Source organism: Streptomyces sp. C10-9-1, assembly GCF_024497955.1.
GTDB lineage: Bacteria > Actinomycetota > Actinomycetes > Streptomycetales > Streptomycetaceae > Streptomyces > Streptomyces sanyensis.
Genome location: NZ_JANHKP010000006.1, coordinates 48,886 through 66,092, shown reverse-complemented (window position 1 = coordinate 66,092; position 17,207 = coordinate 48,886). Strand labels below are relative to the sequence as shown.

Genomic DNA, 17,207 nt, shown 5'->3' with positions numbered 1-17,207 from the left:
GCCCGGTGCTCGGTGCGGCCGTTCACGGGCCCGGGGCCGCCGGACACCGCGCCCCCGGCTTACCAGCGCGCCGCCCCGCCCGGGGCGGAACACGCCGATCCGCCGGACGGCTCCCCACCGCCCCCTCCCGGGCCGGAGGGGAGGCGGCTCAGCCCGCCGGCTGCCAGCCGCCGCCGGGACCCGGCCGCAGCCAGTACAGCCGGCCGTCCTGCCCGAGTGCCCCCATGCCCGTCTCCGCGCCCGCCGGGGCCCCGACGAGCAGCGGCCCGTCCGTGGTCGTCCACGCCCCCGCGCCGCCCGCGGAGCGTCCTCCCGTGCCCGTCCCCCCGGCGCCCGCCGCATACGTGCCCGGCACGCCCGTTCCCGAGCGGACCGCGAGGATGCCGCCGGAGGGGGCCGCACCGACCGGGCCGAACCCGGCGATGTCCCCGAGTTCGGTCACCGGCGAGGCGACCGGCCCCGAGAAGTGCGCGCTGCGCACCGCGCCCGACACCGGTCTGCGGAAGAACAGCCGTACCCCGTCCCCGTCCGGCACCGCGTTGAGCGCCAGCGTCGTGGGCGGCAGCCCGGTGGCGGCGGGTCCGCTCAGCGGGGCACCCGGCGCGGACTGGGTCCAGGCCAGGACGGACACCGGCGTTCCGGCGAAGACGTAGCGGCGGCCCGCGTCGTCCGAGGCCACCACGGGGTCCCCGTGCAGGTCCCTGCCGCCGAGCTCGCGCCACGGGCCCCACCCGCCGTCCGCGCGCTGCTCGGCGGAGCTGAGGGTGGAGCCGCTGGTGCGCAGGTAGACCGTCACCCGGCCCTGCGCGTCGACCGCGGCCGCGGGGGCGCTGATGTCGGACAGCCCGGTGGCGTCGTCCCGTTCGGGTGTCCCCAGCGAGCGCCAGTCGCCGAAGGCGCTGTCGTCCGGGGTGCGCTGCACCGCCGTGACCACGTCGCGCCGGTACTCCTCCGGCTTCGCGCCGAGCGTGGTGCGGACGGCGAACACCGCGATCCGGCCGTCCGGGAGCCGCACCGAGCCGACCCCGCTGTCCAGGCCGCCCCCGGGCTGCAGCTCGGGGCCGCGCCAGGTGCCGCCGGGCTCCCGGTGCCAGACGGCGAGGCGGGTGTCGAGGACGGAGAAGGCCCACAGCCCCCCGTCGCGGGCGGGCTGCACCCAGGAGGTCGACTCGCCCCGGGTGTAGCGGACGGACTCCGTCCAGCCGCGGCCGCCGGGCCGCGCGGCCACCTTCCGGTCGCCGCAGCCCGCCTCCGAGCCGCAGTAGTTCTCGGTGTCCATCCACGCGTAGGTGTGCATGGTGCGCAGCTTGGCCTCGGCCGCCTCGGGCGAGAGGGTGGACGGCAGCCCGCTGGTGGAGTAGCCCAGGTAGTTCTGGACGCTGAAGGCCGGGCGGTCCGGCGTGTGCGCGTACCGGGCGATGCCCGCCTGCGCGAACCGCGCGCCGTAGGCGTGGTCCTGGTGGTCGGTGAGCTTGCCGGTCTCCGGCGAACGGCCCGGGGTCGGGTCCAGCATGCGCACATGGGTCGGGGCGAACCGTTCCAGCAGTCCTGCCACCGTGTCCACGACCTGCTCCCGGTCGTAGGAGAAGTCCCGCGTGACGGGGGAGCCGGAGGCCAGCTGGGAGGGGAGCCGGTCGGTCCGGTCGTCCCACAGCCCGCGCAGGCTCACCGGGCGGTCGCCCTGGCTGGCACCCGCCTCCCGCAGCTGCACCCACACCAGGGATATCTCCGGCCGTTCGGCGAGGACGTTCAGCTCGGCCGTCGCGCCGCCGGCCGTCGGTATCTCGGTCCGGCGCCAGGGGCTGGTGCGGTCGCCCGTCGCCATCTCCGCGTACGCGGCCCGTATGCCGTTCTGCCGCGCCTCCGCGTAGCGGGCCTTGTCCGCGGAGGGGGCGGCGTCGGGGGCGAAGGGGCCGCTGCTCGCGGCGTTCACGCCGTCGGCCTCGCCCGCGGTCAGGTACACGGAGGCGAGGCGGGAGCCGGAGGCGAGGGACTGGCGGGTGTCGGGGTTCATGAAGTAGAGGTCGTCGTCCGGATGGGAGACGAGCTGCACCACCGAGACCGTGCCGTCCGCCGCCAGCGGGGTGGGCAGCGAGGTCGCGGGCACCGCCCAGGGTGCCGCGGTGCCGTTCGGCGCGGAGCCGTCGGAGGCCCCGGGCCCGTCGTCCGCGCCGGCGGCGAAGAAGCCGCCCACTGCGGCCACCGCCGCCAGCGGGGCGATCAGCAGAGCGGCCAGCCGGCCGCGGCGGTGCGGGGAGGGGCGGCGGTGCGCGGACCTGCGCATGGGGGTGGTGCCTCCGGTGTTCACATGGGTCATGGCGCGGTCGGCACACCGCACGGCCGGGCCCCGCACCCACGGGTGCGGGGCCCGGCCGTGCGGTGTGCCGACCCGGCTCCTGCGAGGCCCGGCGGGGCCCCGCCGGGGGCACCGCGGACGCACCCGAGGGGCCGTATCCGACACGATCGGCGCCGATCGTCGTCAAGGCGGACCTACCGAGGATGCGGGGCGGGACGTCGTTTATGGGATGAACATGACGCACCTCACGCGTGGCCTGCGTCACGCGGGCCGCTCCCGTGGCGCCGTGCCCCGGAACCGGGGGCGCGCGCTCCGGGGATTCGGCGTCAGGCCAACCCGCGCAGCGCCGCGCCGATCGCGGCGACGCCTTCGACGAGCGGACCGGGCGGATCGGCGGCATAGCCGAGGACCAGGCCGGGGCGGCCGGGCAGCTGCCGGTGCCACGACAGGGGCTGGCACTTCACGCCCCGGGCCAGGGCGGCGGCGCAGAGCGCGGTGTCGGGCACGTCCGCCGCATAGGTGACGGTCAGGTGCAGCCCGGCGGCCGCGCCGTGCACGACCGCCCCCGGCAGGTGCTCGGCGACGGCGCCGATCACCGCGTCGCGACGCCGGGTGTGGCGGCCGCGGAGCAGCCGCAGATGCCGCTCCAGCCGGCCCGACTCCATCAGGCGGGCGAGGACCAGCTGCGGCAGCACCGCGTTGCCCAGGTCGCTGAAGCGCTTCGCCTCGGCCAGCGCCCGGCGGTGGCGGGGCGGCGGAACCATCCAGCCGATCCGCAGCGCGGGGGCGAGCAGCTTCGAGACGCTGCCCAGGTAGCACAGCCGGTCCGGGAGCCGCGCGCCGAGCGCGGGCACGGGGGGCCGGTCGTAGCGGTGCTCCGCGTCGTAGTCGTCCTCCAGGACGAGCCCGCCGTCCGCGGCCCAGCGCAGCAGCTCGCGGCGGCGCCCGCCGCTGGTCACGACGCCGGTGGGGAACTGGTGGGCCGGGGTGACGAGCACCGCCGGGGCGCCCGTGGCGCGGAGCGCGTCCACGCGCAGGCCCTCGTCGTCCACCGGTACCGGGGGAGTGGACAGGCCCCCGTTCCGCAGGTGCTGGCGGGTGCCGAGCGAACCGGGGTCCTCCACCGCGACGCTGGTGACGCCCTCCTCCCGCAGTACGGGATGCAGCAGGGTGAGCGCCTGCGCGGTGCCCGCGACGATCAGCACCCCCTCGGGCTCGACCCGGATGCCCCGGCTGCGCGCGAGCCAGTCCGCGACGGCGCGCCGCAGCCGCGGGGCGCCGCGCGGGTCGCCGTAGCCGAGGTCCTGGGCCGACAGCTCGGCGAGCACGGCCCGCTCGGCCTGTAGCCAGGCCGCACGGGGGAACGCGGACAGGTCGGGCCGTCCCGGGGTCAGGTCGATGCGGGCGGGGGCCGCGCGCAGCGCGTCGAACGCCTCCGGGCCGGGCTCGCCGGCGAACAGGGCCCGGGGGCCGGGGGCGTCCCGGTCCTGCTCCGGGGCCGCGCCCCGGGGTGCGGCCGGCGGCGGGACGGGTGCCGCGACCACCACCGTGCCGCCGCGCCGCCGCCCTTCGAGCTGGCCCTCCTCGGCGAGGCGCCGGTAGGACTCGGTGACCACGCCCCGGGACAGTCCCAGTTCGGCGGCGAGCACCCGGGTGGGCGGCAGCCTGCTGCCGACGGCCAGGCGGCCGTCGGCGATCGCCTGCCGCAGCCGCTCGGCCAGCCAGTCCGCCTTGCCGCCCGCGGGCGCGTCGCCTGCGTCCAGCTGGAGGAAGTCGGAGCCCGCTACCGGGGATGCGGGGGCGCCCCGGTCCGGGGCCGGGCGGCCCGTGCCCCCCGCCGCCCGCCGCTCCCCGCTCACCTGGCCCATGCTGCCATGGTCGGCGGGGGGCCCGGCAGGCGGCTCAGCCTCCACCGCCGAGGTCGAACTCCGGTGCCCCGGGGGTGAGGAGCGCCGTGTCGGGGACGGTGCGCCAGTGGGCGGCGAGTTCCTCGGCGAGCGTCGCCATCACCTGTGCGACGGTCCCCGCGCCGCCGTCGTGCAGGGCCTCCGCGACCACCAGGATCCGGTCGGTGTGCCGGCGGACGGCGGAGTGCCCGCTCTGGCGGTTGGTCCAGCGGCGGGCGTGCGCCCGCCCGCCGGAGTCGACGTAGGTCACCTCGCCCGGCTCCGGATGCCCGGTGCCGCCCCCGAAGGCCGTGTAGTGCTCGTCACCGCGTGCGTGGCGCACCTCCAGCAGCGGGCCGGCGACGCGGTCCGCGTCGAGGACCGCGACCGGGACCGCGTACGCGGCGGACACCGCGTTGCACAGGTCGACCACCGGATGGATCCGCGGCAGCTCCCCCTCCTTGCGCAGCCGCCGCAGCAGGGCCTCCGAGGCGCACCGGTACTGCGTGGGCCTCAGGCCCATGCGGGCGTAGGCCCGCCGCCAGGCCAGCACCTCGGGGAACCGGCCCTCGGGGGTGCCGGACAGCCGGGCCGCGGCGCGGGCGGTGTGGGCCGCCGCGCGCGCCGACACGTCGGCGGGGCCGCCGACGCCCCGTGCGTGGAGCGCCCCCGCGGCGAGCCCCGGGTGCAGGGACCAGACCTCGGCGGTGTGCCGGAACCGCATTCACGCCACCGCCAGTCGCGCGCCCAGGCCCACGAAGCAGGCGGCGATCACCCCGCGGACACCGGTCAGCACCCGCGGCCGGGCCAGCACCCGGTCCCGTACGGCCGCCGCGCACAGGCCGTAGGCCGTGAACACCACGAAGGTGAGGGCCATGAAGACCCCGCCGAGGCGGAGCATCGCGCCGAGCGAGCCGGGACCCCCGAGGGGGGCGAACTGGGGGAGGAACGCCACGAAGAACATCATCGGCTTCGGGTTGAGGAGGTTGAGCAGCACGGCGGAGGCGACCACCCGGGCCGCCGGACGCGGCTCGCCCCGCTCCTCGACGGCCGGCGCGCCGCGGTCGCGCAGCATGGTCCACGCCATGTACAGCAGGTAGCCCGCACCGAGGTACTTCACCGCGTGGTAGGCGGGGGCGCTGGTGTGCAGCAGTGCGGCGAGACCGGTGGCCGCCGCCGCGAGGTGCGGCAGGACGCCGAGCGTGCAGCCGAACGCGGCCACCACGCCCGCCCGCCTGCCGTGGGACAGCCCGGCGGTGAGGGTGTACAGCACGCCGGCCCCGGGGGTGACCACCACGGCCAGGGTGGTCAGGAGGAACGCGATACTCAACGGGACTCCGAGAGGTCGTAGGTTCCTCCACCCTGGTGCGGCGGTGGTCCGAAGGACAGGGCCAAAACGTGCCCCGGCCACTGGTCCAAAGGCGGGGTGCCCGGCGCGGTCCGGCGCCCGGGCCGCCCACCCCGGGCCGGCCGCCGGCGCGTGAATCCGCCCCGGACAGCCCGCCTCTCCACAACCGCGCGGGGCGGAGCAACTAGGCTCGGAGCCCAGTGCGACCGGACGGTCCGGACCGCCGCTGGGCAGCCGCCCGGACCGCCGGAGCGGCCGGGGCGAGGACGGAGGGACGGGATGACCGTGCCGGGGCGCAGAAGCAGCACGTTCATCCGGCTCCTGAGACTCGGCTTCACCGACCCGTCCGCCGCCGAACGGCTGCTGTCCCTGCCCGAGATGACCCCGGTGCTGGGCGACCCGGTCCTGCTGGACGCGCTCGGCGGCACGGCCGACCCCGACCTCGCCCTCCGCTCGCTGGTACGCGTCGTGGAAGCCCACCGGGACGAGGACGCCCGGCGCCGCTTCCTCGACACCCTGGTGACCGCCAAGCCCCTGCGCGACCGGCTGCTCGGCGTCCTCGGCTCCTCCGAGGCCCTCGGCGACCACCTGGCCCGGCACCCGGACGACTGGCAGGCGCTGCTCACCTACGAGTCCGCCGACCTCCACCCGGGCGTCGCCGAGTTCGAGCGCGGGCTCGCCGAGGCCGTCGACCCCGTCTCGCTGCGTGTGGCCTACCGCCGCTGCCTGCTCGCCATCGCCGCCCGCGACGTGTGCGGGACCACGGGCGTGGCCGAGGCGGCGGCCGAGCTGGCCGACCTGGCGACCGCCACGCTGCGCGCCGCGCTCGCCCTCGCCCGCGCCGCCGCCCCCGAGGACGCCGCCGCCTGCCGGCTGGCGGTCATCGCGATGGGCAAGTGCGGCGGCCACGAGCTCAACTACGTCTCCGACGTGGACGTGATCTTCGTGGCGGAGCCGCTGGGCGGCACCGAGGAGGCCAAGGCCCTCCAGGCGGCGACCCGCCTCGCCTCCCACCTGATGCGGATCTGCTCCGAGACCACCGTCGAGGGCGCCATCTGGCCCGTCGACGCCAACCTGCGGCCCGAGGGCCGCAACGGGCCCCTGGTGCGCACCCTCTCCAGCCACCTGGCGTACTACCAGCGCTGGGCGAAGACCTGGGAGTTCCAGGCCCTGCTGAAGGCCCGCCCGGTCGCCGGGGACCTGTCGCTCGGGGAGGACTACATCGAGGCCGTGGGCCCCCTGGTCTGGCAGGCCGCCGAGCGGGAGAACTTCGTCGCCGACGTGCAGAGCATGCGCCGCAGGGTGGTCGACAACATCCCCGCCGCCGAGATCGACCGCGAACTCAAGCTCGGCCCGGGCGGCCTGCGCGACGTCGAGTTCGCCGTCCAGCTCCTGCAGCTGGTGCACGGCCGCAGCGACGCCACCCTGCGCAGCGGCACCACCCTGGACGCCCTGCGGGCCCTCGCCGCGGGCGGCTACGTCGGGCGGGTCGACGCCGCCCAGCTCGACGAGGCGTACCGCTTCCTGCGCGCCCTGGAGCACCGCATCCAGCTCCACCGGCTGCGCCGCACCCACCTGGTGCCGGAGGGCGAGGAGGACCTGCGCCGCCTCGGGCGGTCCCTGGGACTGCGCACCGAGCCCGTCACCGCGCTGAACCGCGAGTGGCGCCGGCACGCCGCCGTGGTCCGCAGGCTCCACGAGAAGCTGTTCTACCGGCCGCTGCTGGATGCCGTCGCCCAACTCGCCCCGGGGGAGACCCGGCTCAGCGCCAAGGCGGCCGGGCAGCGGCTGGAGGCCCTCGGGTACGCGGACCCCGCGGCGGCGCTCCGGCACCTGGAGGCCCTCTCCTCCGGCGTCAGCCGCAAGGCCGCCATCCAGCGGACCCTGCTGCCCGTGCTGCTCGGCTGGTTCGCCGACTCCGCCGACCCCGACGCCGGTCTGCTCGGCTTCCGGAAGGTCTCCGACGCCCTCGGCAAGACGCCCTGGTACCTGCGTCTGCTGCGCGACGAGGGAGCCGCCGCCGAGAACCTGGCCCGGGTGCTGTCCGCCGGGCGGCTCGCCCCGGACCTGCTGCTCCGCGCCCCCGAGGCGGTCGCCATCCTCGGCGACCCGGAGGGACTCCGGCCGCGCGGCCGGGACCACCTGGAGCAGGAGGTGCTGGCCGCGGTCGGCCGCGCCGGAACCGCGGAGGCGGCCGTGGCCGCGGCCCGGGGGGTGCGCCGCAGGGAGCTGTTCCGTACCGCCGCGGCGGACCTCATCGGCTCCTACGGCACCGAGGACACACCCGCCGAGGCCGACCCCGGGGCGCTGGTCGACCGGGTGGGCAGCGCGATCACGGACCTCACGGCGGCAACCCTGGCGGGCGCGCTGCGTGCCGCCGTCTCCGGCCCCTGGGGCGACACCCTGCCGACCCGCTTCGCCGTCATCGGCGTGGGCCGCTTCGGCGGCGGGGAGCTCGGCTACGGCTCCGACGCCGACGTCCTGTTCGTCCACGAGCCGCGCGAGGGGGTCGACGAGCAGGAGGCCGCGCGGGCGGCGAGCACCGTGGTCGCCGAGATGCGGCGGCTGCTCCAGCTCCCGACCGCCGACCCGCCGCTGCTCATCGACGCCGACCTGCGGCCCGAGGGCAAGAGCGGTCCCCTGGTGCGCACCCTCGCCTCCTACGGCGCCTACTACCGCCGCTGGTCGCTGGTGTGGGAGAGCCAGGCGCTGCTGCGGGCCCGCCCGATGGCGGGGGACGCGGAGCTGGGGCGGCGCTTCATGGACCTGGTCGACCCCCTGCGGTACCCGGTGGAGGGCCTCGGCGAGGACGCGGTCCGCGAGATCCGCCGGCTCAAGGCGCGGATGGAGTCGGAGCGCATGCCGAGGGGCGCCGACCCGACCCTCCACACCAAGCTGGGGCGCGGCGGCCTCAGCGACGTCGAGTGGACCGTGCAGCTGCTCCAGATGCGCCACGGCTGGGCCGAGCCCGGCCTGCGCACCACCCGCACCCGCGAGGCCCTCGCCGCGGCGCACGCCGCCGGGCTGATCGCCACGGAGGACGCGGCCGTCCTCGACGAGGCGTGGGTGCTGGCGACGCGGGTGCGCAACGCGGTGATGCTGGTCCGCGGCCGGGCGGGCGACACCTTCCCGTCGGACAGCCGCGAGGTCGCGGCCGTGGGGCGCTACCTCGGCTACGGTCCCGGCCACGCCGGGGACATGCTCGACGACTACCGCAGGACCACCCGCCGGGCGCGCGCGGTGGTCGAGGAGCTCTTCTACGGGGCCTGACGGCGCCGCGCGGCCGCGGGGTACGGCGGGGCCCGTCAGCCCCCCGCCGCGCCGGTGCCCGGCGGCCCGGTCCTCAGGCGGTCGGGCGGCCCCGGGCGGTGAGACCGGGGAGGAAGAGCTCCAGCCAGCGGCGGCGCACCGCCGGGCCCTGGTCGGTGGGGGCCGTGGCGAGCAGCAGCAGGAAGTCCTCGACCGTGACGTCGGGGTGGAGGTCCCCGTCCGCCCGGGCGGCGGCGATCAGCCGCCCCATCGCCGTGCCCCCGCGCTCCTCGTAGGGCCGGGCGCCGCCGGTGGCGCCCAGCTCCCGCGCGGCGGCCTTCACCGCGCGGTCCGCCGCCGCGCTCTCGACGACCCGGTGGACCAGCGCGGTGATCTCCGCGAGTGCCCCCGCGCCGCCGTCCACCCGGTCGGCGGCGGCCTCGACGTCGGCGGCCATCCGCGCCGTGTGCTCCGCGATCACGGCCCCGACCAGGTCGGTCTTGGTGGGGAAGTGGCGGTAGAGGGTCCCCACGGCCACACCGGCGGCCTCGGCGATGGCGTCCATGGGGGCGTCGGGGCCCAGCAGGGTGATCTGCTCCCGCGCCGCCGACAGGATCCGAGCCCGGTTGCGGACGGCGTCGGCGCGCATCGGCCGGGCCCGGTCCATGGCTTCCTCCTGTCCCACCGCTGCCTCCGCGTGCTCGGCCTCGCCCGGCGGGGCACGGCGCGGCGGTATCCGGAAGTGAAGGGTAGTTCACCCTCCTCGTGCGGCCGGGGCCGCCCGTGCCGACGTGCGGGTCCGCGGGGGCCGGAGGAAGATGAACCCAAGTTCATGATAAACATGAGTATCGGTTCACCTTAGCCGCCGGCTCGTCGCCCCACCCACCCCGACGAAGGACTCCCCATGGCTCCCAAGGTCGCACTCGTCACCGGCGCCTCCTCCGGCATCGGCGAAGCCGCCGCCCTGCGCCTGGCCGCCCGCGGTTTCACCGTCTACGGAGCGGCCCGCCGCGTCGACCGGATGGCCCCGCTGGCCGCGCGGGGGGTGCACGTCCTGGCGATGGACGTCACCGACGACGCCTCCCTCCGGGCGGGCGTGGACCGGATCGCCGCCGAGGCGGGCGGCGTCGACGTCCTGGTGAACAACGCCGGATACGGCTCCTACGGGGCCGTCGAGGACGTGCCCCTCGACGAGGCCCGCCGCCAGTTCGAGGTCAACGTCTTCGGTGCCGCCCGGCTCACCCAGCTCGTGCTGCCCGGGATGCGGGCCCGGCGCAGCGGCCGCGTCGTCAACATCTCCTCCATGGGCGGCAGGCTCGCCATGCCGTTCGGCGGCTGGTACCACGCCACCAAGTTCGCCCTGGAGGGGCTGAGCGACAGCCTCCGCGCCGAGGTCGCCCCGTTCGGCATCGACGTGGTGGTGATCGAGCCGGGCGGCATCCGCACCGAGTGGGGCGGCATCGCCGCCGACGGGCTGCGTGCCGCCTCGGGGGAGGGCGCCTATGCGCGCGGGGCGTCCGCGATGGCCGACGTGCTGGCCGGAGAGGCCGGACCGCGGCGCAGCTCGCCGCCGTCGGTCATCGCCGAGGCGGTCGCCAAGGCCGCCACCGCCCGCCGCCCGCGCACCCGCTATGCCGTCGGATTCGGCGCCAAGCCGATGATCGCCGCCCGCACCGCGCTGCCCGACCGGGCCTTCGACGCCTTCGTCCGGCGCGCCCTCCGCCTGCCCGCCTGACACCGCCCCGCGGCGGCCCCGGGTGCCACGTGGGCGGGGGCGCGGCGCGGGTCTACTCGGGGCGGCCCCCGGAGTGGGCGGCGGCCCGGTGCCGCAGCCGCCCGAGCCGGACGGCTCCCGGCCGCCGCGGGCGGTTCGCGTCCTCGGCCGCCACCCGCTGCGGCAGCCGGTGCGGCAGCGCCCGGTACCAGGCGTAGGAGACGGCGAAGCCGAAGGCCAGGCAGAGCATGCCGCCGACCGCGTCCAGCCAGAAGTGGTTGGCGGTGGCCACGATGACCACCAGCGTGGCCACCGGGTACAGCGCGCCGAGGATCCTCGCCCAGGGGGCGGCCGCCAGCGCGCAGATGATCACTCCGCACCACAGCGACCAGCCGATGTGCATCGAGGGCATGGCCGCGTACTGGTTCGACATGTTCTTGAGGTTGCCCGAGGCCATCGAGCCCCAGGTCTGGTGGACGAGCACGGTGTCGATGAAGTTCTGCCCGTTCATCAGCCGGGGGGGAGCGAGCGGATACAGGTAGTAACCGGCCAGGGCCACACCGGTGGTGGCGAACAGCACCGTCCGGGCGGCGGCGTAGCGGCCGGGGTGGCGCCGGTAGAGCCAGACCAGCACGCCGATGGTCACCACGAAGTGCAGCGTCGCGTAGTAGTAGTTCATCGACACGACCAGCCATGTCACGGAGTTCACGGCATGGTTGACCGACTGCTCCACCGCTATGCCGAGCGCCTTCTCCGCCTCCCAGATCCAGTCGGCGTTGCGCAGCGCGGAGGCCCGCTGCTCCGGTACCGCGTTGCGGATCAGCGAGTAGGTCCAGTAACTGACAGCGATCAGCAGGATCTCGAACCAGATCCTGGGGCGCCGCGGGGACCGCGGGGGGCGGGACCACCCGGTGCGGCGTTCCTCGCGACCGTGGGCAGACTCCGCAGCGGCCTCGTCGCCCACCGTGGGTGACGGGGTCGCCGTCCGGCTGTCCAGAGTCTTCACGGTCGCTTCACCCATGGGACGAGAGTCTGCCAGAAACACGGCCCACTCTGATCATCCCTCCGGTGGGTCCGGATCGCACCCGGTCCACCCTACGGACGAGGGGTGTCCCGGGGGTGCGGCAGGGGCGCCCCGCGGGGTGCCGAGGCCGTCGAGCCGCGGACGACCAGCTCGGGCATGAACACGAACTCGCCGTGCACCGGAGCCCGCCGCCCGCCGCCGGCCGGGCCGCCGTCGCCGATCTCCTCCAGCAGTGCGCGGACCGCGGCCTGCCCCATCGCCGGGACCGGTTTGCGCACCGTGGTCAGTGGAGGATCCGTGAAGGCGATCAGCGGGGAGTCGTCGAAGCCGACCACCGAGACGTCCCCCGGGACCCGGAGCCCCCGCTGCCGGGCCGCCCGGATCGCCCCCAGGGCCATCATGTCGCTGGCGCACACGATCGCCGTGCACCCGCGGTCCATCAGCGAGGCCGCGGCGGCCTGGCCGCCCTCCAGCGTGTACAGGGAGTGCTGTATCCGCTCCCGCTCGACCTCCGCCGGATCGCCGCCGAGCCGCTCCCCCACGGCCCGGACGAAGCCCTCGATCTTCCGCTGGACCGGGACGAAGCGCCGGGGCCCGACGGCCAGCCCGAGGCGCGTGTGGCCGAGCGAGACCAGGTGCGAGACCGCCAGCTGCATCGCACCGCGGTCGTCGGGCGAGATGAAGGGGGCGCTGACCAGGGGCGAGAAGCCGTCGACCAGGACGAAGGGCACATCCTGGGCCCGCAGCCGGGCGTAGCGGTCCATGTCCGCGGTGGTGTCCGCGTGCAGCCCCGAGACGAAGATGATGCCCGAAACGCCTCGTTCCACCAGCATTTCGGTGAGCTCGTCCTCGGTGGAGCCGCCGGGGGTCTGGGTCGCGAGGACCGGGGTGTACCCCTGCCGGGTCAGCGCCTGCCCGATCACCTGCGCGAGCGCCGGGAAGATCGGGTTCTCCAACTCGGGCGTGATGAGCCCGACCAGGCCGGCGCTGCGTCGGCGCAGCCGCACCGGGCGCTCGTAGCCGAGCACGTCGAGCGCGGCGAGGACGGACTGGCGGGTGGTCGCGGCGACTCCGGGCTTCCCGTTGAGGACGCGGCTCACCGTCGCTTCGCTGACCCCCGCCTGGGCGGCTATGTCGGCCAGGCGTGCGGGTGCGGTCACGGATTGGACTGTACCGGTCCGCCCGGCGCGTGCACACACCGCCCGGCCCCGGCCGGCATCCCGCGCAGGGGTCCGACCGCCCCGCCCGGCTAGCGTGTCCGCTGCGGCGGGACCGCGAGCACGGCGGGCGCCAGGCGGGACAGCCGGCCGACCAGCTCGCCGAAGGGCCCGTCCACGGGTTCCCCGGCCAGCACCTCCACGAGCACGGCCGCCATCTCCTCGTCGTACGCGGCGCTCACCGCGGTCAACGCCCCGAAGTCGTGCACCAGTTGGAGTTCCAGCTCCTCCCGGGGGACCTCCCGGCCGTCCAGCCAGAGCAGCGCCGTCGACTCGGCGAGCGACACCCAGGAGCGGACCACCAGCGCCAGCCGCGGCGAGGGTTCGGCGATCCCCAGGTGCGCGAGGATCTGCGCGTACGCGGCCTGGCGCACCTCGTCGATCATCGCGCTGGCCGCGGAGGACCCCGCCGCCGGGCCGCCGCGCATCAACGCCGAGAAGCCGGGGCCGTGTTCGTCGACGAAGTCGAAGAACCGCCCCATCACCCGCAGCAGACGGGCGCCGAGCGGGCCCTCGTGCGGCTCCTCGAACAGCGCCGCCAGCTGCTCCGCGGCCCGCCGCAGCGCCGCCTCGTACAGGCTCTGCTTGCCCGGGAAGTAGTGGTACACCAGCGGGCGGGAGATCCCGGCCGCGGCCGCGATCTCGTCGATCGAGACGTCGTCGGGGGAGCGGCTGCCGAACAACTCCAGCGCCACGCCGATCAGCTGCCGCCTGCGCTCCTCGACGCCCATCCTTCTGCGCACCCCGGTCGTCATGCGTACACCCTATCGAGCGCCCGCAACAGGCACCCGCCGTGCGTGCCCCGGTCCGTGCGGCAGCGGAGCCGCTCAGCGCAGCGCACCGACCCGAGTGCCGTCCGCCAGCACCCCGTTGGGCTCCGCCCGGACCCCCTCGGGAGCGCGGACGGCCAGCACCGGGCCGGGGCCCTCGCCCCGCACCCCGCCGGAGAGCGCCACCGAGCGGAACGGTCCGCCGCCCGCGGCCAGCGCGTACCACTGCCCCGCCCGCGACCGCCACATCACCCCCGCGAGCACCCGGGGCGTGCGCGCCCCGCACGCGGGGGAGTCCTCCGCCTCGGCCACGACAGCCGCCGGGACTCCGGCCCGCGTGCCGGGCGCCTGGAACCGGGCGCTCACCCGCACGCCGTCCCCCCGCCAGGTCTCCGCGCGCGTGCACAGCCAGGTGGCCGTCCCGTTCGCCTCGGGCAGCCGCTGCCGCGCGTACGCCCAGGCGTTGACCTCCCGGACACCGTGCGCCCGCAGCCCAGGCAGGGCGCAGGCCGTGCGCGCCCACAGGTCCCCGGCCTCCCGGCCGGTCGCGTCGGCGGGGGCGTCCGGCGGTCCGAAGGTGAGCCGGGCGGGGGTGAGTTCGCCCAGGTCGGTCAGGAGCCGCCGCCCGCCCTCCGCATCGCGCACCGCCATCACCGGCCACGCCGAGCACCCCCGCCCGCGGGCCGCACCGCGCAGCGGGGCCGTCACCCCCGAGGCGTCCCGGACCAGGGCGCGGTCCGGCGCGCCGGGAGCGAGCAGGTTGCCCGCGGACACCTCCCGCACCCACGGCGCGGTGAGGTAGCGGACGCGGCCGCCCGCCCGTCCGACCACCAGTGCCGCCGCCGACACCGCGTCCGCGGCGTCGGTGCGGGCGAAGTCCAGCGCGGGGGCGCCGGAGCCCTCGCGCAGGGGCTCGCTGTACCGCACGGCCCGCAGCCCGTCGTGCAGCAGCACCACCCTGGCGCGCCCCACCTCCCCGGCGAACAGCAGGCGGGCCGGGCCGGCCGGCGGCCCCGACGCGGTGCCGGGTGCCGCCGACACCGCGACCCGCTCCCCCGGGGAGGCCCACACCCGGAGGGCCCTGCCCAGCAGCGCGGTGTCGTCGACGAGGGCCCCCCGGGCCGGCCAGACCGAGAAGTCCCGCCGTGCGGCGGTCTCCCACGCCGCCGGTGCCGCCCGCTCCAGCCGGGCCGGATCGACCGGCGCCCCCGGCGCCCCGCCCCCGGCCGTCCCGCCGGTCCCCGGGGGACCCAGCAGCAGCCCGCAGACGGCGGCGGCCGCGAGCGCCGCGGCACCCGTCCTCACCCGCCGTCGCCGACGGGCCAGGTCCGGCGGCCGCACCCGCAGCGAGCACGCGTCGAACTCCGGCGAGCGGAACAGCTCCGGCCCGTACTCCCGCAGCGGGACCCCGTCCGCCTCCGCCAGGGCGGCGGCCGGGTCCGCGGCTCCCGCGGCGGCCAGCACCCGGTGCGCGCCCGCGTCGTCCAGGCCGTCCAGACCGCGCAGCACACAGGCCGCCCTCCCCTGCGGGGAGAGGGCCGCGAGGCGTTGGTCGAGCGCCAGTTCGGCGCAGCCGCCCGGGTGGGGGAGCACCCGCAACCCCCAGATCCCCGGCAGCAGCCGCGGCAGCCGGGTGCCGAACCGGGGCGGGCGCAGGGCGTGCCGCAGCAGCCGCTCGCGGGCGCGGGCATAGCCCGGACCGGGGTCCGCGCCCCCTGGTTCCGGCCGCCGGGCACGCGGTACCGCCGCCGCCCGGCCCCGCCCGGCACCACCGGCCGGGAGCCCTTCGCGCCCGCCGCCGTAGGCGCCGCGGGCCGGGTACTCCCCGGACCCGGAGGGCGCCAGCACGCGCTGGACCAGCGCGTGCGCGGCGAGCACCCGGCGCCCGCGCCCCGCCGCCGAGGGCAGCACCAGGTAGGCGAACCGCACCAGCAGGGTGTAGTCCTCGACCGGAGCGGATGCGGCGGCACCCTCCCGGGAGGGGCGCTGCGGTGGCACGGCGGACGCGGTGTTCGTTTGCTGTGGGTGCACGTCCAGCAGAACGAGGGCCGCGCCCCCCGGTCACCCGTGCTCCCGGTCACCCGCGCCCCTGCGCCCGCGGGTCAGCCGTCCGCCGGCGCGACCAGCCGCTCCCGCACGGCCGCCACGTCCTCCCGGGACACCCCGAGCCCCTCGCGGACGTAGCCCTCCACCGACCCGTACCGGGACTCCGCCTCGTCCAGGCCCGCCGCCAGGTACTCCGGCACCACCCCGATCAGGGCCAGCGCCGTCTCGGGGCGGCCCCCCTGCATGGTGAAGCCCTCCACCAGGGGCGCCAGCGCCTCGCGCACCGCGGCGTTGACGGCGAGGTACTCCGCCTGAACCACCTCGCGCTCCGCCCCGAGCAGCATCAGCACCACCGCCGCCGCCCAGCCGGTGCGGTCCTTGCCTGCGGTGCAGTGGAACAGCAGCGGAACCGCCTCCGGCCGGGCCAGCTCCTCCAGGAGCACCCGGTACGACGCCCTCGCCGACGCGGTCGTCACGAAGCCGCGGTAGATCGCGCCGAAGAGCTCCGCGGCCCGCCCGCCACCGAGTTCCCGCTCCGCAGCCACCGGGTCCACGAGCAGTCCCCGCAGCCGGGCGGCAGCCGGGAGGAGCCCCGCGGCGATCTGGTCCGCGAGCACGTCGGCGGAGAGCAGCCGTGCCCCCGGCGGGAGCCGGTCCGGACGCTCCTCCCGCTCCCCGCGGGTGCGGAGGTCGACGACCGTGCGCACCCCCAGGGAGGCGACCGCGGGGTCGGTCCGGGTGTCGAGCCGGTCCAGCTGCCCGGACCGGAAGAGCACCCCCTCGCGCACCCGGTGCCCGCCCGGCAGCGGGATGCCGCCCAGGTCCCGGAGGTTGGCGACGGTGGTGGAGGGGATGGCGTTCATACGGCGGAATCTAGTGGCGCGCCGCGCGGGGGCCCTGCCGTCACGGCCCCGACACGCCACCCGGCCGTACCGCGGGCGGTGCGGCGGCCGGGCCTTACCCGCGGTTCGGCCCCCGGGAGGGGGAGCGAAGCGGCACGATGGCCGGATGCGGACGAGCAAGAGAACACACACGGGGCGGGCGGCCCGGGCGGCACTGGCCGCCGGGGCCCTCCTGCTGGCGGCGGGCTGCGCCTCGGGCGGCGATGCCGACGTGCCCGAGGAGGCATCCGGGAGCCTGGAGGAGCTGGCGCGCCAAGCCGACTGCGACCCCAACATCCAGACCGAGGCCGAGGAACTGCGGCAGGCCAACTGCACGACGGCCGACGGGCGGTACATCCTGACCACCTTCGCCACCGACCGCGGCCAGCGGGAGTGGATCAACGAGGCGAACGACTACGGCGGCACCTATCTGGTGGGCCGCAAGTGGGTCGCCGTCGGGGACGAGACCGTGGTGGCGGCCCTGAGAGGGCGGCTCGGCGGGACGGTGGAGACGGGTGCCGACCACGGCTCCGCCCACGACACCCCGAGCGGGGACCCGGAGGACGGCGCCCACGGGGAGGACCACGGGGACGGAGGACACGGCGGGTAGCGCACCCGCGGAGCGCAGAAGCCGGCCCGAGGCCGGAGAACAGGCCCGAGCGGGCCGGCCCGGAAGGCTCCGGGCCGGCCCGGAAGGACCGCTGCCACGGCACCGTCCGCACGCACGGGGGCCGGGGCCCGGCTGGTACTCCAGCCGGGCCCCGGCCCCTGGCGGT

13 protein-coding genes are annotated in these 17,207 nt (G+C 77.0%); 3 read left to right on the top strand and 10 right to left on the bottom strand.

Features of this window, described 5'->3' with window-relative positions:
- Positions 1 to 148 precede the first annotated feature (148 nt).
- The 4 genes from NPS70_RS10055 to NPS70_RS10040 all read right to left on the bottom strand — a co-directional run bounded on the left by NPS70_RS10055 (position 149) and on the right by NPS70_RS10040 (position 5,512).
- The gene (locus tag NPS70_RS10055) at positions 149 to 2,317 is read right to left on the bottom strand and encodes a PIG-L family deacetylase (protein ID WP_256523773.1); all 2,169 of its coding nucleotides are present in this window, start codon (positions 2,315 to 2,317) and stop codon (positions 149 to 151) included.
- Between the two features lie 305 nt (positions 2,318 to 2,622).
- Positions 2,623 to 4,164, bottom strand: coding sequence for a PLP-dependent aminotransferase family protein (locus tag NPS70_RS10050; RefSeq protein WP_256523772.1), 1,542 nt, complete (start codon positions 4,162 to 4,164; stop codon positions 2,623 to 2,625).
- A gap of 34 nt (positions 4,165 to 4,198) precedes the next feature.
- The gene (locus NPS70_RS10045; RefSeq protein ID WP_256523771.1) at positions 4,199 to 4,906 is read right to left on the bottom strand and encodes a B3/4 domain-containing protein; all 708 of its coding nucleotides are present in this window, start codon (positions 4,904 to 4,906) and stop codon (positions 4,199 to 4,201) included.
- Positions 4,907 to 5,512, bottom strand: a complete 606-nt coding sequence (locus NPS70_RS10040) for a LysE family translocator (protein WP_256523770.1) — start codon at positions 5,510 to 5,512, stop codon at positions 4,907 to 4,909. It lies immediately after the preceding gene.
- Between the two features lie 297 nt (positions 5,513 to 5,809).
- Here NPS70_RS10040 and NPS70_RS10035 point away from each other — a divergent pair, with 297 nt between their 5' ends.
- Complete coding sequence (locus tag NPS70_RS10035) at positions 5,810 to 8,800, top strand: bifunctional [glutamine synthetase] adenylyltransferase/[glutamine synthetase]-adenylyl-L-tyrosine phosphorylase (protein WP_256523769.1); 2,991 nt, start codon at positions 5,810 to 5,812, stop codon at positions 8,798 to 8,800.
- Between the two features lie 73 nt (positions 8,801 to 8,873).
- Here NPS70_RS10035 and NPS70_RS10030 read toward each other — a convergent pair whose 3' ends face one another.
- Positions 8,874 to 9,464 carry a TetR/AcrR family transcriptional regulator gene (locus tag NPS70_RS10030; RefSeq protein ID WP_256523768.1) on the bottom strand — a complete coding sequence of 197 codons (591 nt, stop codon included), beginning with the start codon at positions 9,462 to 9,464 and terminating at the stop codon, positions 8,874 to 8,876.
- 219 nt (positions 9,465 to 9,683) lie between these two features.
- On the opposite strand from NPS70_RS10030, the gene NPS70_RS10025 reads away from it, so the two are divergent.
- The gene (locus NPS70_RS10025) at positions 9,684 to 10,514 is read left to right on the top strand and encodes an oxidoreductase (RefSeq protein WP_256523767.1); all 831 of its coding nucleotides are present in this window, start codon (positions 9,684 to 9,686) and stop codon (positions 10,512 to 10,514) included.
- A gap of 52 nt (positions 10,515 to 10,566) precedes the next feature.
- On the opposite strand, the gene NPS70_RS10020 is transcribed toward NPS70_RS10025, so the two are convergent.
- The 5 genes from NPS70_RS10020 to NPS70_RS10000 all read right to left on the bottom strand — a co-directional run bounded on the left by NPS70_RS10020 (position 10,567) and on the right by NPS70_RS10000 (position 16,413).
- Positions 10,567 to 11,514, bottom strand: a complete 948-nt coding sequence (locus NPS70_RS10020; protein WP_256523766.1) for a phosphatase PAP2 family protein — start codon at positions 11,512 to 11,514, stop codon at positions 10,567 to 10,569.
- A gap of 74 nt (positions 11,515 to 11,588) precedes the next feature.
- The gene (locus tag NPS70_RS10015; protein ID WP_256523765.1) at positions 11,589 to 12,677 is read right to left on the bottom strand and encodes a LacI family DNA-binding transcriptional regulator; all 1,089 of its coding nucleotides are present in this window, start codon (positions 12,675 to 12,677) and stop codon (positions 11,589 to 11,591) included.
- Positions 12,678 to 12,766: 89 nt separating this feature from the next.
- Positions 12,767 to 13,489, bottom strand: a complete 723-nt coding sequence (locus tag NPS70_RS10010; protein WP_256523764.1) for a TetR/AcrR family transcriptional regulator — start codon at positions 13,487 to 13,489, stop codon at positions 12,767 to 12,769.
- A gap of 72 nt (positions 13,490 to 13,561) precedes the next feature.
- Positions 13,562 to 15,535 (bottom strand): hypothetical protein, encoded by a 1,974-nt coding sequence (locus NPS70_RS10005; protein WP_256523763.1) that lies wholly within the window; start codon positions 15,533 to 15,535, stop codon positions 13,562 to 13,564.
- Positions 15,536 to 15,606: 71 nt separating this feature from the next.
- On the bottom strand, positions 15,607 to 16,413 hold the full coding sequence (locus tag NPS70_RS10000; RefSeq protein WP_256523762.1) for a tyrosine-protein phosphatase: 807 nt from the start codon (positions 16,411 to 16,413) through the stop codon (positions 15,607 to 15,609).
- A gap of 145 nt (positions 16,414 to 16,558) precedes the next feature.
- On the opposite strand from NPS70_RS10000, the gene NPS70_RS09995 reads away from it, so the two are divergent.
- Complete coding sequence (locus tag NPS70_RS09995) at positions 16,559 to 17,041, top strand: hypothetical protein (protein ID WP_256523761.1); 483 nt, start codon at positions 16,559 to 16,561, stop codon at positions 17,039 to 17,041.
- Positions 17,042 to 17,207 lie beyond the last annotated feature (166 nt).